15 protein-coding genes are annotated in these 13,145 nt (G+C 67.2%); 14 read left to right on the top strand and 1 reads right to left on the bottom strand.

The window, feature by feature from the left end; all coding sequences use genetic code 11:
• Positions 1–550 precede the first annotated feature (550 nt).
• The 4 genes from ACFU99_RS14515 to ACFU99_RS14500 all read left to right on the top strand — a co-directional run bounded on the left by ACFU99_RS14515 (position 551) and on the right by ACFU99_RS14500 (position 3,904).
• Positions 551–865 carry a hypothetical protein gene (locus ACFU99_RS14515; RefSeq protein ID WP_384390846.1) on the top strand — a complete coding sequence of 105 codons (315 nt, stop codon included), beginning with the start codon at positions 551–553 and terminating at the stop codon, positions 863–865.
• Between the two features lie 567 nt (positions 866–1,432).
• Complete coding sequence (locus ACFU99_RS14510; protein ID WP_384390843.1) at positions 1,433–1,819, top strand: hypothetical protein; 387 nt, start codon at positions 1,433–1,435, stop codon at positions 1,817–1,819.
• A 178-nt stretch (positions 1,820–1,997) separates the two neighbouring features.
• Positions 1,998–2,582 carry a hypothetical protein gene (locus ACFU99_RS14505; RefSeq protein WP_384390840.1) on the top strand — a complete coding sequence of 195 codons (585 nt, stop codon included), beginning with the start codon at positions 1,998–2,000 and terminating at the stop codon, positions 2,580–2,582.
• A 1,106-nt stretch (positions 2,583–3,688) separates the two neighbouring features.
• Complete coding sequence (locus tag ACFU99_RS14500; RefSeq protein ID WP_384390837.1) at positions 3,689–3,904, top strand: hypothetical protein; 216 nt, start codon at positions 3,689–3,691, stop codon at positions 3,902–3,904.
• Between the two features lie 25 nt (positions 3,905–3,929).
• Here the strand turns inward: ACFU99_RS14500 and ACFU99_RS14495 are convergent, their stop codons facing one another.
• Complete coding sequence (locus ACFU99_RS14495; RefSeq protein ID WP_384390834.1) at positions 3,930–4,121, bottom strand: hypothetical protein; 192 nt, start codon at positions 4,119–4,121, stop codon at positions 3,930–3,932.
• Between the two features lie 157 nt (positions 4,122–4,278).
• Between ACFU99_RS14495 and ACFU99_RS14490 the strand changes: the two genes are divergently transcribed.
• The 10 genes from ACFU99_RS14490 (at position 4,279) to ACFU99_RS14445 (ending at position 12,789) form a co-directional block, all read left to right on the top strand.
• Complete coding sequence (locus tag ACFU99_RS14490) at positions 4,279–4,644, top strand: hypothetical protein (RefSeq protein ID WP_384390831.1); 366 nt, start codon at positions 4,279–4,281, stop codon at positions 4,642–4,644.
• An 82-nt stretch (positions 4,645–4,726) separates the two neighbouring features.
• Positions 4,727–5,005: a hypothetical protein gene (locus ACFU99_RS14485; RefSeq protein WP_384390829.1), complete on the top strand. Its 279-nt coding sequence runs from the start codon at positions 4,727–4,729 to the stop codon at positions 5,003–5,005.
• A 1,141-nt stretch (positions 5,006–6,146) separates the two neighbouring features.
• Positions 6,147–6,431: a hypothetical protein gene (locus ACFU99_RS14480; protein WP_384390825.1), complete on the top strand. Its 285-nt coding sequence runs from the start codon at positions 6,147–6,149 to the stop codon at positions 6,429–6,431.
• Between the two features lie 217 nt (positions 6,432–6,648).
• Positions 6,649–6,807, top strand: a complete 159-nt coding sequence (locus tag ACFU99_RS14475; RefSeq protein ID WP_384390823.1) for a hypothetical protein — start codon at positions 6,649–6,651, stop codon at positions 6,805–6,807.
• A gap of 205 nt (positions 6,808–7,012) precedes the next feature.
• Positions 7,013–7,912, top strand: a complete 900-nt coding sequence (locus ACFU99_RS14470; protein WP_384390820.1) for a radical SAM/SPASM domain-containing protein — start codon at positions 7,013–7,015, stop codon at positions 7,910–7,912.
• Positions 7,912–9,066 (top strand): methyltransferase domain-containing protein, encoded by a 1,155-nt coding sequence (locus ACFU99_RS14465; protein WP_384390817.1) that lies wholly within the window; start codon positions 7,912–7,914, stop codon positions 9,064–9,066. Before ACFU99_RS14470 ends, ACFU99_RS14465 begins: the two co-directional genes overlap by 1 nt.
• 603 nt (positions 9,067–9,669) lie before the next feature.
• The gene (locus tag ACFU99_RS14460; RefSeq protein WP_384390814.1) at positions 9,670–10,002 is read left to right on the top strand and encodes a hypothetical protein; all 333 of its coding nucleotides are present in this window, start codon (positions 9,670–9,672) and stop codon (positions 10,000–10,002) included.
• 500 nt (positions 10,003–10,502) lie between these two features.
• The gene (locus ACFU99_RS14455; protein WP_384390811.1) at positions 10,503–10,763 is read left to right on the top strand and encodes a hypothetical protein; all 261 of its coding nucleotides are present in this window, start codon (positions 10,503–10,505) and stop codon (positions 10,761–10,763) included.
• A gap of 416 nt (positions 10,764–11,179) precedes the next feature.
• A complete protein-coding gene (locus tag ACFU99_RS14450) occupies positions 11,180–12,334 on the top strand; it encodes a GIY-YIG nuclease family protein (RefSeq protein WP_384390809.1) in 1,155 nt (384 codons plus the stop codon).
• Complete coding sequence (locus ACFU99_RS14445) at positions 12,334–12,789, top strand: hypothetical protein (protein ID WP_384390806.1); 456 nt, start codon at positions 12,334–12,336, stop codon at positions 12,787–12,789. Before ACFU99_RS14450 ends, ACFU99_RS14445 begins: the two co-directional genes overlap by 1 nt.
• Positions 12,790–13,145 lie beyond the last annotated feature (356 nt).

The raw sequence follows: 13,145 nt of genomic DNA, 5'->3' as shown, positions 1-13,145 counted from the left end.
GCGGTGACTGGGCGTGGAGCGATACTCATCTGCCCGCCGTCGTACCGCACGATCTCACCCGGCAGGATCAACAGGTCCGCCTTTTCGTCCTGTCACGCGGATCCGATCCGCCGCACCTGCACCGTCGGCCCGCGCGCGCCTCGGCTCACGCGCGACTGCCGCGTCCACCTGCACCCACGACCACCGCTCATGGATTCGCACGCCCGGGCGAGCATCACGAAGAGCTTCTCGTGGGGGGCGGGGCGGAGGTGGACGAGGTTGACGCAGAAGCCGAGTGCACAGACCCGGCGGCACAGCCGCCGCGGACGTGGAGACTGGGGTATCAGCAGATCATGTGCCCACGCCGTCCTCGCCGAGCGGGGCATCAAACGCATCAGCGGATACCCCGCGGGCCGGATCAAGGCAGTCGAACTGCGGCAAGGGTCCCGCAGCGACCTGCAGTCAACGCCTCCCGCCGCCGAGTGAAAGCACCATCAGCACCTGTGGTGACCCGTGGTCAGTAATGCAGCACCGGAACCCGCAGACCGTCGCAAACCGAAGGGAACCAACCATGAGCGACACCAGCATTCCTCCCGCATCCCTCACGGAGCGCGTACGCACCGTCGTAGCGTGCCTGGATACCTGGGTGACGGACGGCTGGGACCAGGACGAGGGGAGCACTCTGATCAAGATCACCGCCGATCCGTTGCAGGGCAAGGATCCCGGCCCCGTCGCACGGAACGTCCTCCACGCACTCGAAAAGGCGCAACTGGCTTTGACGCCCAGCGCGTTCACCCCCGAGAAGTACGCTGAGACCGACATGGCCACGGCTCTGCGCGACGGCTACCTGGTCCGGGTTACGACCACCTCCGAGCGGATCTGCTGACGGACCGTACGCCCACTGCCCGCCCAGTCCCTCGAAACGAGCCGGACCCTGGATTTCCCCTGTACAAGGTGCATCGGGGTGCGGGCCGCAGACGATCGTGGCGTCGCGATTCCCGGCTTCGGCCGGGCCCACGAAGGCCCTGATCGCATTGGTCAGGGCCTTCGCGGTTGAGTAAAAGAGAACTCAGGCAAAACCCCTAGGGGTATCGTCCCACATCATCAGGGGCCCACGGACCGGCCAATTTTCGATACGAATCGTAGGGAGATTCACCGCTTGACGGACAGCCTCATCCCTACAGCAGGCTCCGCAGACATTAATGTCACAACCCTCTGTTGCGCGAGAGGTCCCACCCTTGTCACCTGCAAAAGCCTTCGGTGCCCCGTGACAACGAGGACACACGGAAGCGCCGCCCGCCTGCTGATCGCCCATAGCGTTTCCCTTTCAGTTCGGAACCAGAAGAAGCGAAGATATCATAGAGGTCAGAATAGCAAGGCTGATTGACAAAGTCAGACAACCGCAGTCAGACCCGAGAGTGCCTGAACGCGCAAACCCCGCTAGGATGCCGCCATGAGGAAAACCATCGAGTTCGACCCGGCAAAAGACGCATATGCCGACGTCCTTGTTCAACTCCAAAACGCGTACGGCTTCGGAGCATGGACGCCTCAAGCCGTAGCCAGATGGATCAGTGAAATGACCCCCGAGCAATTGCTCATGGTGAAGCTGCTGTCAGCAGCCGAAGGCCATACCGTCAGCAAAGACGCGATCATCACGGCTCTCGGCAGCGATCCGCAAGACAAGAAGGGAATTGGAGGTCTGACCCTCAGCATCAACAGCTCCGCCAAAAGAGTGCTGAATCGACGCATAGGCCCCATCGAATACATCGCAAGCCGGCGGCTCTACTCTATGGACCACGAGGCCGCAGTGGCAGTGCTGGAGTATCTGGGGCAGGATTAAATAAACAGATCGCCATCCGCAGTCGTCAGCTTGCTGCACTGCCGGCGCCTCTCCTGTGGTCCCGCGTCGCAAGCCACGACGACCAACAGCCCTGGTCGCAGCCGTTTCCGTGTTCCCAAATGATGTGGAAACACGGGAACACCCAACCACGCACGACGGCCAGGAGCATCGTGGGGACATGCAGACCACCACGATCGTTCCCGGCCTGGTCGTCGACAATAAGCTGTTTGAGGCCACAGCCCACGGGCTGGCCACCCATGTACCCGAACACGAGCCTCTCGCCTGGTCGACGTTCACCGACTCCGCAGGATGGACCCTCGTGCCCGACGAACGCGGCGACGGTTACAAAGCCGAGCTGGTGTTGCTGAACACCATGGCGCGCACCATCAAGATCAACTTATGGTTCCTCGCCGACCGACGCGGCGGCCAGCAGAGCCAACCGTATTCCCACCCATGGCCTTTCACCGCGCACATCTTGCTCGGGGGCTACAACGAAGACCGCTACACCCCAAACGGGGCCAGCGTGCTTGCTCAGCGAGGCGTCGAGCACCGGGAGGGCGACGTCAACGAAGTACCACGACGCATCTACCACGAGGCCACCGACATCCACGATCCGAGCCGCACTCTGACTCTCATGATGTGCGGGCCCGGACAACGCGGAACATGGGGCTACCTCGACACCAGCACCGGACAGCACATCCCCGTACAGCCTGATCCCGAATTCACGAGTCGGTTGAAAGCCCTCAACCCCCACCAGTGCTGAGGAGACGAACTCCCGCCGGCCTAGGTCAACTCGAGTGCCCTCGAAGGGGTCCAAACCGCTAGCATCTCCGCATGCAGCCACACAGCGAGCCAGGCATCGCCGACGAGGAATCGGCGGCGCCCTGGATCCACGTCGCCGACGCGGAAACCAGAGAAGTGCGCGTCCTCGAAGAAGAATGCAAGACGTGCATTTTCCGCCCCGACAGCCCTTTTCATCATGGCCGGCCGAGCGGTGTCCAAAGCGGACGAATCGCTAGAATGACGCAAGAATCCATCCAAAATCAGGGACGCATCGTCTGTCACAGCACGATCGGAACTGAGAAGGGCGCGATCTGCCGCGGCTACGCCGACAGGTGGGGCGAGCGATCAATAGCAATCAGAGTAGGCAGAGCTTTCGGAACCCTGAAGGAAGTCCCAGAGCCAGAACAAACGGCAGTCTCGTGGGCCCCGCCGAACCGGGCGAAACGAGGCCCCTCCGAAATATCATAACCGTTAGTATCTCTGCATGCAACCACGCACTACACAGGTAATCATCGACTACATGCGTCAGCACGCAAGGGTCGAAGAGGAAGTCTGCCAAGGAACCAAGGATTGGACCTTCAGGAGCCCGTTTCATCTCCTGCTGACCTTGGGGCGGCAATTCACTTCAATGCCACGACCTGAAGGCCTTCCCTGCTTTTCTGGAAAGCGCTGCTACAACACTGCCGCCAATTACGCTCGGAATCACCAGGGCGAGGGCATGGTATATGCAGAGGGTTTCGCCCTTGTCGGCAACGGTATCAACGTCCCTGTGCCACACGCCTGGGCCGTACGCCCTGATGGGACGGTAGTAGACCCAGCGTGGAGAGAGACTGCAGGCGGGAGCTATATCGGCATCCCCGTTGCTGACCCCCGACTGTGGCCCCTCGATGGAGGCGGGTTGCTGGAGGACTTTGAGAGAAGCTTTCTGCTACTGCGCTACGGCTTCCCTCCGAATTCCCTTGCTGATGTCGGCCGGTCCCTGTCCGAAGACCCCGACATCCCCGTCCGCTGACCTTACTGATTCAACCCGCGATGAAATAAGATCAGACGGTTCCGGGGGTTCGGTTCACCGCTCACCGCCTTCAGGTGCGGGTGGACGAGGCGTACGGGCGTCGAGCCGTCGTCGGCGATCGCGTGTTCGCCGTCGCCATCCATACCGACACGGCAGTCGGCCGCGTCGACTGGCGCTCCGACCGCGACTCGCACCGCTACGAGCCGATCGATCTGCCCGAGCCCACCAACAAGGCCCTGGTCGACCCGGTCCCCCACCCGACGCCGGTAAGCGGCACCCCCTCCTCGTAGAAGTTCCGGGCCGGGAGCACGACGCTCATCGCGGGCGCATCGCCTGCCGGGCGGCCTGCGCCCGCATGCGCGCATCACCCGCAGCGGCGTACATCTGCGCCTGGTGGAGGGCCGCGCCGAGGCCGTCCACCAGCACCCAGTTCAGCGCCCGTACGGCCCTGGGGTCCCGCAACATCGCACGAAAGATGTCCTCGAAGGAGCCGTCGCCCGCTGCCACGTCACCTCTCCCGTCCGCTCGGCCGCTGTCGCTCCTTACGGAGTTCGCAGGGCAGGTCTTACATTTAGTAACTCCGTGCGAGAATCATGGCCATTGCTCACAGGCAGATCGCGCGTCAACTTCCCGCCATGCGGGGCTCTCACAAGGGGTGTCCAGGGTGCGTTTCGCTGTCGGGGTCGCTGTAGCCCTCATATGCCTCGTCGGCTGCTCGTCCGCCGCCCAGGACAAGGAACAGGGCGCCGGCCCCGCGAAGTCCTCCGCGTCGCCGAGCGAGGCCACGCAATGCACACTCCGGGTATCCAAGGCGCTCAAGGGGCTACGCGAGGCCGCGAAGGGATCAATCGAGGGGCAGCAGACCATCGACGACTTCACACAGGGGTTCGCCGATACGCCGGAGATGGACGTCTATTCCAGGTACCGGACCGACTCACGCCTGTGGGACACCCCCAAGAAGGACAGCTCGAAGGTAATGGTCGAGATGTTCAGCGACCTGGAAGGCGCCTGTAAGAAGGCGGTTGCCTGAGACGGACGAAGCTGGCGTGATCAGATTCGACCGGGTTCGGAAGTCGCCCCCAGTCGCACGGTGTGAAGAGGACTATGGGCGTATGGCCATCGATGAGGCGCCCAGCCCCTTCCGTCCTCGGCTCACCATCGAGGGGTTCACGCCAGACCCGATCCGGGAGGAGGCGTGCAACTGCGTGTGCCTGACGCACTGCGGTTTCGCCTTTCGCGGCGGCGAGTGCGCGGACGTTGCCCAGGACCGGGAGGTGGAAGTCACCTGGATCTCCATCATGACGGGGGAGGCCGCCGAACCGCGCGTGGAGCCGGTGTGCGGAGCCTGCTACAACGCCGTGGTGGCCGTCCTCGCCCGGCCACGGTACTGAGACCACGTCCAGGGGGGCAGGGACGAGGCCCGCACCAGAAACTCCGCGGACAGCTCGACGTCGTTCAACGTGGCCTACTCGCTGGCGTAGCTTAGGCCGTCGCTCTTCGCGGAGACCAGCGCCACCGCTGCCGCCCCGCCCGCGCCGCCTACATGCCCGACACGAGCACCGGTGACGAGCAGATCCATGGATGCGGCCGACGTGCCCACCCGGGTGACCCCGCCGACCCGCACCCCGTCCGGCCCAGTCTCAAGGGCCAGCGCCGGGACACGACCGCGCTGCCGTCCATGCGCCCGGACGCGACGTCGCACCCCAGGAGCGTGTCACCCGTGGCCGCGCTCTGAAGGATCCCAGCCCGCGCGCCGCCGGGGGTGCCGGCCAGAGTCACCAGGACATTCACCGCTACGTGATACTCGGCACACGGCACCGTCAACGACCGGCCGCCCAGCACCCGCTGCACCCGCAGCGCCTCCACCGTGCCCGCGCCCCGCGCGCCAGCCGTCGCCCGCGCCATCTGCCCCCCCGCTCGGGTTCGAGAACTCAGTGTCAGGGACGGAAGTACCCCGCGGAAGTGCGGCGGCCCGTCCTTCCGGCCGCTTCCCGGCGAAAACTACTACGCCAAGATGGCGACCGAGCAAGCCAGTTCACCCGCGAAACCTACCGGCAAGCAATATGCAAATTACACTCTGAACTGATATTTTCTTATGTATTTGCGGTAAAATCAAAAACCTCGGCGGATTCCCGCGTGGGGGCATTTCTTGAAATCCCCAGGGGGCGCAGGGGGGCACACCCTGACGCACTCACAAGAAATCTCAAACTCCACTCTGCGTCCGCCCACGCTCTCGGCCCCGAACCGGAATGGAACAGAGCGCCATGTTCGTTACCAGCGAAGCTGTACCCGAAACGTACACCGGCCGGTGTGGCCGCTGTGGCAACTGTCTCGGCGACACCGGTTGTACGCCCTACATCTGCAACTACCCCTGTGCTGTCTGCGGCCACAGCGGAGGTGTCCACCGGGACTGGTATGTGCATCTCGGGGAGAGCTGGTTCTGCCGCCGGTGCCCCGAAGACCGGGCACACTGGCACGACTACGCGCCAGCTCCCGACGGCGGCCGCGGTCGGGAACACGGGCAGGCAGACAATGAGCCGCACCCGGTGCATAGCACGGACCACACTTCCGAGTGACGAGAACCACATCCACTGCGGTGCCGACTTCCTCGTAGGCGGCTGTGTCCGACGTCTCCTGCCACCGTGGCGCCCCCGACGCTCCGAGCTGAACATAGCCGCCCTGTACAAGACCGGCGGTTTCGAGGACCCGCGCCTGGTGCTCTCCACCGGGGTCAGCCGCCTGCGGCAGCGCGCGCGGCACCTGAGCCGGACCACCGGGACCGGCGTGGAGTTGGTCCACCACAGCAGGGCGCGCTGAGATCTGGCCTGGACGGACGGCCCGCGGCCCGAGGAGGTGCGTACGCCCTGCTCACCGCCGTGCAGGCTCCCGCCGCCGACCGGCCGCCCCGACCCGTCGCAAGACTGGTAACAGCGGTGCCGCCGAGCGCTTTGCCGTCCTGGCCGCCCGGGTGGAAGGACGACGAGCGCCGCACCCGGAGGCCATCCCTGATGGTGCCCGCCCGCGTTGAAGCCCGGTGGCCGCTACCGCCAGGAGGCTTCCGCCGTTCCCTCTGCTCTCCACCGCACCTGCTGCGTCGGAGAGCTGCGGCGAGCCGCCCTCCAGAACCTCCGCCGAATCCACGGTCAACCAGGTCATCAGCCGCCGCATGGTCAAGAAGCAGCAACTGCGCTGAGCACCACGCGGCACCCGCCTGCTGCTTCAAGTACGCATCCGCGTCCTTGACCGCGACCTCGCTACCGACTGCGCCCGCCGGTACCCCGGCTTCACCACCCCCGACCAGGCTGCCGCACTGGCAGCCGTGGCCTCACGGTCGTCTCCGCTCTCCAAGTCAGCCCGAAACCAGTCCGGTTGCACGTGCCGACGCCTACCCTAGAGTCATGACGATCGCTCCGGAGGCCCCCACCACGCTGCGGTTCCTGTCGCTAGAACTGACGGCCCGCTGCCCGCTTTCGTGTTCGCACTGCTACGCCGAAGCCGGGCCGACCCGCGGCCACGGCAGCATGACCGGGGAGGACTGGCACCGGGTCATCGACGAGGCAGCCGCCCTCGGAACGACGACGGTGCAAATGATCGGCGGGGAACCCACCCTGCATCCGGACTTCACCGAACTCGCCGAGCACGCGCTGCGGGTCGGCCTGCGCGTGCGCGTCTATTCCAACCTCTATCGGGTGCGCGAGGAGCACTGGCGGCTCTTCGCGCACCCGCACCTCGGCCTCGCCTGCTCGTATTACAGCGACGACGCCGCCGAGCACGACACGATCACCGGGCGCCCCGGCAGCCACGCGAAGACCCGCGATCACATCATCGAGGCCGTCCGGCGCGGCATCCCGGTCAAGGTCGGTGTCATCCACATCCACGAGGGGCAGCGTGCCGAGCAGGCCCGCGCCGAGATGCAGGCCCTGGGCGTCGAAGAGGTCCACGTCGATGGCGTGCGGGCCGTCGGCAACGCCTCAAGTACCGCGGTACCGTCCACATCGGCCCTGTGCGGGCGGTGCGGTCACGGCAAGGCCGCGATCCTCCCCGACGGGCAGGTCGCCCCGTGCGAGATCGGCAGGTTCCTCACCGCAGGCAGCGTCAAGCACACGAGCCTGGCATCGGTGCTGTCCAGCAGCCGGTGGGCGAAGGCCACCGCGCGTGTCCCCCTGCCTGCACCCACCGCGTGCAAGCCCAGCGACTGCGAACCCGCTGCCTCCGACGGGTGCTCACCCAGCAAGGACAAGCCCTGCGGCCCCATGGGCCTGTCCGGAGCCGACCCCAACCGGACGCTAGGAACCTGATGAACTGGACGAGCGCCGCCGCACAGGTAGCCAATGCGACCGTACGGACCGAATCCCGCTGGCATCGCCCCCTGGCCACCACGCCCCGCCATCTGTTCGTACCCCGGTGGTGGGTGCCCTCCGAGCGGGACGGCGCATGGGTCTACAAACTGCACATCGGGGCCGACGACACCCGCGCGTGGCGGCAGACCGCCTACGACCCCGCCCGCACGCTGATCACCCGCGTCGGCCCGCACCACGCCGACCACGCCGGCCCCGGGACCATCATCGACGAAACCTGGCCCACCTCGTCCTCCACGCTGCCCAGCCTGGTCGTCACGCTGTACCAGCACGCCGTGATCGCCGATGACTCCCGCATCCTGGTGACCTGCGGCAGCGGCTACGGAACCGCGCTGGCCTGCGCCCGCCTCGGCGAAGGACAGGTCACCAGCGTGGACGTAGACCCGTATCTGGTCACCGCGGCGCAGGATCGGCTGGCCACGATCGGCCACCACCCGCAGGTCGAGGTCTGCGATCTGACGGGCGACCTGCCCGGCAGCTACGACCGCATCATCTCCACCGTCTCGGTCAAGACCATCCCGCCCTCCTGGCTCAAGGCACTCGCCCCCGGCGGCAGACTGGTGACCACGCTGACCGGTACGGGACTGCTCGTAGCGGCGGACAAGACCAAGGACGGCGGCGCCCTCGGCAAAGTCGTCCCCGACACCGCGGAATTCATGCGCACCCGCCACGGCGAGGACTACCCCCCCGCTCCCAAGAAAGCCGGAATGTGGGAGACCGCCCGGCACGCCGAAGGCGAGAACATCACCACCGGCCGCTACCCCGTGATGCGGGTCAACAGCACCTGGGACGTACGCTCCACCCTCGAACTCCTCGTACCCGGCATCGAACACCGGATGGATCAGGGCGAGGACGGAGCACGCACCGCCTACATGATCCACATGGACGGATCCTGGGCCCGCGCCACAGCCAGCGGGGCCCGGGAACTGCCCGAAGTCCACCAGGGCGGCCCACGCCGCCTGTGGGACGCGCTGGACCGCATCCGCACCTGGCTGGTCATAGACGGCGATCTTCCCGTACGCGGGGCCCGGGTCACCATCACGCCCGACGGTCACACCACACTCTCCCGCAGCGGATGGTCAGCCACCCTGTAAGCAGCTGGCCGGGGCCGCACTCGCCGAACCGGCAGAGGTGATCACCTCTGGCCATTCCGCAGGGCACGGTGCCGTCGCGGTGGTGTGCTTGGTCGGGTCGCCCGGGGCACTGCCTACCGCGGCGCGTCGCCCGCCAGGAACGCGGCCCGTGTGCGAGCGTGGACGCCTCGCCGCGCGCGTCCGGGGATGCCGCTCACGCGGATTACACCCACGGACGAAGGGACCGATCATGCCTAGCGCACGGATCCAGCAGGGATTCAAGCGGGCATCATGGGCCGATCCCAGCGAAGTGCCCCAGCTCCTCGGACTGTGCCGGGCCCGCTGCCGCAAAACGCTGGCAGGAGTACAGGATGAACTCCTCCAGGCTGCACGCGACGGAACGATGGAAGCCCTGAACTGGAAGGGCGCAGCATCCGCCGCGAACGTGAGGACGGCCGGGCCCAAGTCGTCGAGCAGCGCCGCGCCCGCCGCACCGCCAGCGGGCTGCGGCTGGCGGCGGAGGAGGGATGGCTCTACCGGCTCGCGGACTCCCTGATCAGCGGGCACAGCTGCTGGGCCCCAGGAGAGACGGACGAACTGGAGCCGCTGGACAAGCTCATATCGTTGTGGTCGTGGAGCACCCTGCGCATCGACGTGCTGTGCGGCCCGGACGGCGCCGGCGATGCCGGCCAGTGGGCCAGCGTGTTCGGCACCCTGGAATCCGTCACCGCCGCCGGCCTCGGCTTCAGCCCCGGCGGCCGGCACCGCGCCCTGCACATCCCCTGGCACCGGATCGTTGCCCTCACCGGCGCCCCGAACTGGGACCGTGGCCACCACGCTCCGGACCTCTGGCAGCCCTACGAGCGTGTTGAGGCACCACCCCCGCCGCCGACCCTTCCTCCCAGGACGAGGGGCCCCGGGTTGCACGCCGTGCCGACACCGGACGATGCCGCATGAACGCTGCTTCCCGCCGCGCCACGCGACCGTCGCCTGCAGCGGCGGAAGACGTCCGCGCCCTGCCCGCGCAGCGCGCCGGAGTCGGGGCGCGGCAGACGAGCGGATCACTGAGCAATGCCCCGCCCCGCCTCGATGGCCGCCGTTCCGGCGACCGATCTCCCGCAGCCGGAGGCCCTACCTCCGGTAGGCAGCGAACCTCATTCGCCCCCGCCCTCCGAGAGCACGGAGCGTTTCCCTAAGAGCAACGATGGAAACCAGGGAAAGCGAGAAGCTGGAACGGGGCAGAACCTGAATTCGAAGGCGCTTCGTCGCCCTTGCCGGCGGGGCGTTCAGTGCGTCACGCGGAGACGCCCGGTGCGACCGCGGGAGCAGAACCTGATGAGGGAGAAACACCTTGAGCACCCACCAGACGCTACGCCCGACTCCTGACCAGTGGAAACGCGCAGTCGACATGCTCCTCGAAGTCCAGCGCATACTCGCCGAATCCGTCCTGTCCGGCTGTGTCGAGGAGCACGACCACCACATCGTCGGACTCCCCTCGGGAGTGGAAGACGCCCTGCCGGGGGGGAGCGCGCGTCGAGGCGGCGCTGCATGCAGTCACAAGCGCCAGGCATCTGATCCAGCAGGCCGTCACCGGCACGGAACTGAGCGGGGTGCCGATTCTGGAGCGCGCCCAGCACCGCTTCGCCATGGCAGGCGGCTACGTCGCCGCTACCTGGAAGACGGAACTGTCCGAACACATCGACAGACGTTCCAAATAGGGCGGGCCCGTACGTGAGGCGGTGTTCGTGCTGCAGACGAGCATCTACGCCATGTCGGCCCACGCTAAGAGAGCGACATAGCTCCTGGCCGGAGCCCAGAGCACTTCACCGTCAACTCCAGCCCCTGGAGGCGAAACAGCCGTAGCGTCGCAACCGTCGTCCAGACCCGCAAGGCGAGGCGTTGGCCGCCAGTCGCGCCGACGACCAGCGAAGAGGCTGCCCGAGGGCAAGCCGTCGCGCTGCGTGCATGCAGAGCGGCCCTTGGGCACGGGCGCATACGGCGACGGCCGTGTGCGTCCGTGGGCTTCACGCCGGACCTGCCCCCAGGCCCGGCAGGCGTCGACTACGGCAGCCGCCGTAAGGCACAACCCGCGAAGACCCGTGGGGGACGCCAGCGGCCCCGTACAGTCGCGGCCGTGACCTCTTCCACACCGGGCGGCGGCTCCTACGTCTACGTGATCGGCGCTGCCGGATCGACCCGCGTCAAGATCGGCACCAGCACCAGCCCCGAGAAACGGCTGAAGGAACTGCAGACCGGCAACCCCGACCGCCTCGAAGTGCTGTGGCACACGCCCGGGGGCCGCGAACTGGAGAACCTCCTGCACCAGGCGTTCGCCGGCCACCGCGCTGAGGGCGAATGGTTCGACTTCGGAGACGTACAGCCGGTCGGCGCGATCCCTGCCGCTGTCCACCAGCGCCTCGGGAACATCCCCCGCGCGGGCCGGCCCAACCCCCGCACCACGCCCAAGCGTTCCGGCGCCCGCACCGAGCGCGGGGAGCACCTGGTGACGCCGGAACGACTGGCCTGTATCGTCCGGGATACCGTCCTCGGCCTCGTCCGCCCAGAGCCCGAGCAGCGGCAGGGCGACGCCCCCGAGGAGGCGCCGGTCAGGAAGCGGCACACCGCCGAAGAAGCAATGGACCGCCTGATGACGGTCATATATCGGTCCACCGCCACCCGGCACGCGCAGCGCTCTGGCGCCGGGAAGACGGGGCTGGCGGCTCTTGGCGGCTGGCCCGGCCTCGGTCTCCTCACCGCCCTGACGCTCATCGCGCTGCCCGTCGCCGCGTTCCTCGCGCTGCGCGTCCTCACGCGGGACGTCTGGCCCGTACGGAAACTGCCCCTGCTCGCCGCGGCGGGCTACATCCTGTGGGGCCCCTTCGGGTTCGACCAGTTGATCCAGGACTTCGTCCTCGCCCGGCTCCCGGTGCAGGACATTGAGCACTTCGCCCGCACCTACTTCACACAGGCCGCCGAGACGAGCACCCTCATCCTGGTCTGCGCCTCGCTCATCATGTGCCTCCATGGGTACGCCCAGCAGGTCGGGGACCACAGACGCCAGCGGGTCGAGGCCGAAGCAGCGTCCGTCGCGGGCGGGGTACCGGGAGTCGCGGCGACGAGAGACAAGCCCCGCATCGCCGTTCGCACACCGGTCCCGCAGCAACCGCCCGTAAAGAGTCCTGGCCCTGGGGAGTTCGAGGCGGTGGCTGTGCCGGGGGCGGATTCGCGCGGCGTGCTCGACGGCCGGACGGACGCGACGCTCGGTGTGGTGAGCGGGTGCGAGGAGTAATGAGCAAGGGGCCCACCGTCTGGGACTGGTGCGATTTCCTGCGTGCCCGGACCACCGAGGAACGGCATGCGACCGAGGGCGCCGCCCTCACTTCCAACGGTATCCATGCGCCCCGGTGGGAGCTGGCGGAGCCGGGCGCGGACTGCCTCGGCGTACGGGCCGGGGACGCGCTGACGACGGGCGCCCGCTCCGTGACCAGACCGCGCCACCAGCCGCTTCCCGGAACCCGCAGTACGACTGCGGCGACCCGGAGCATCATGCGCGATGGAGAGACGCTGGACGCCTCACGGAAGCCGTGGACCGTCTTCCACCTCAGTGGGACCGGCACGATCGACAAGATCACGCCGGTGATTCAGCAGGGACGGTATGTGCCCGTCGGCCACCTCCGGAAAGCGGTGACCTCCGGCAGCCTCGTCGTCCCCACGCTTGACGAAGCGTTCCCAGCCAGGAAATGACCTCAACCGGCCAGCGATTCGGAGGAGAGACCGGTTCGGTCCGCGGGTCGGAGACGAGAGAGTCCATGCAGGCGAATTCTTCTGCCGGTCGAGTCATCGCGGTGCTGTTCCGTCGCGCGCCGGCTTTCCAGCCGGTGCCGGGGAGCAGGGAGACCCGTTCCTGGACTGCTGCCAGTCCAGCAGCGGTCGCGCGTTGGCGACTGCACCGAGAGGCGGCTGGGCGGACACCTGCTCCTCGTCCCAGCTGATGACATGCTCCCTCCGTCATACAGACAGCGCATGTCGACGCCGTGACCCGGGGCGGTGCTTGCCCACGTGGACGGCCACGATGCCGGTGCGTCCGCCGACGGAGCCGC

Origin of the sequence: Streptomyces sp. NPDC057654 (assembly GCF_042800135.1) — a bacterium.
In the GTDB taxonomy this organism is placed as follows: Bacteria; Actinomycetota; Actinomycetes; order Streptomycetales; family Streptomycetaceae; genus Streptomyces.
Note: the sequence above shows the minus strand (reverse complement) of the source record. Positions and strands in the feature narration are given on the sequence as shown.

Bases quoted from the DNA above. Each gene is read 5' to 3' on its own strand.
- ACFU99_RS14515 (WP_384390846.1), top strand. From the start codon at position 551: ATGAGCGACACCAGCATTCCTCCCGCATCCCTCACGGAGCGCGTACGC.
- ACFU99_RS14510 (WP_384390843.1), top strand. From the start codon at position 1,433: ATGAGGAAAACCATCGAGTTCGACCCGGCAAAAGACGCATATGCCGAC.
- ACFU99_RS14505 (WP_384390840.1), top strand. From the start codon at position 1,998: ATGCAGACCACCACGATCGTTCCCGGCCTGGTCGTCGACAATAAGCTG.
- ACFU99_RS14485 (WP_384390829.1), top strand. From the start codon at position 4,727: ATGGCCATCGATGAGGCGCCCAGCCCCTTCCGTCCTCGGCTCACCATC.
- ACFU99_RS14480 (WP_384390825.1), top strand. From the start codon at position 6,147: ATGAGCCGCACCCGGTGCATAGCACGGACCACACTTCCGAGTGACGAG.
- ACFU99_RS14470 (WP_384390820.1), top strand. From the start codon at position 7,013: ATGACGATCGCTCCGGAGGCCCCCACCACGCTGCGGTTCCTGTCGCTA.
- ACFU99_RS14465 (WP_384390817.1), top strand. From the start codon at position 7,912: ATGAACTGGACGAGCGCCGCCGCACAGGTAGCCAATGCGACCGTACGG.
- ACFU99_RS14445 (WP_384390806.1), top strand. From the start codon at position 12,334: ATGAGCAAGGGGCCCACCGTCTGGGACTGGTGCGATTTCCTGCGTGCC.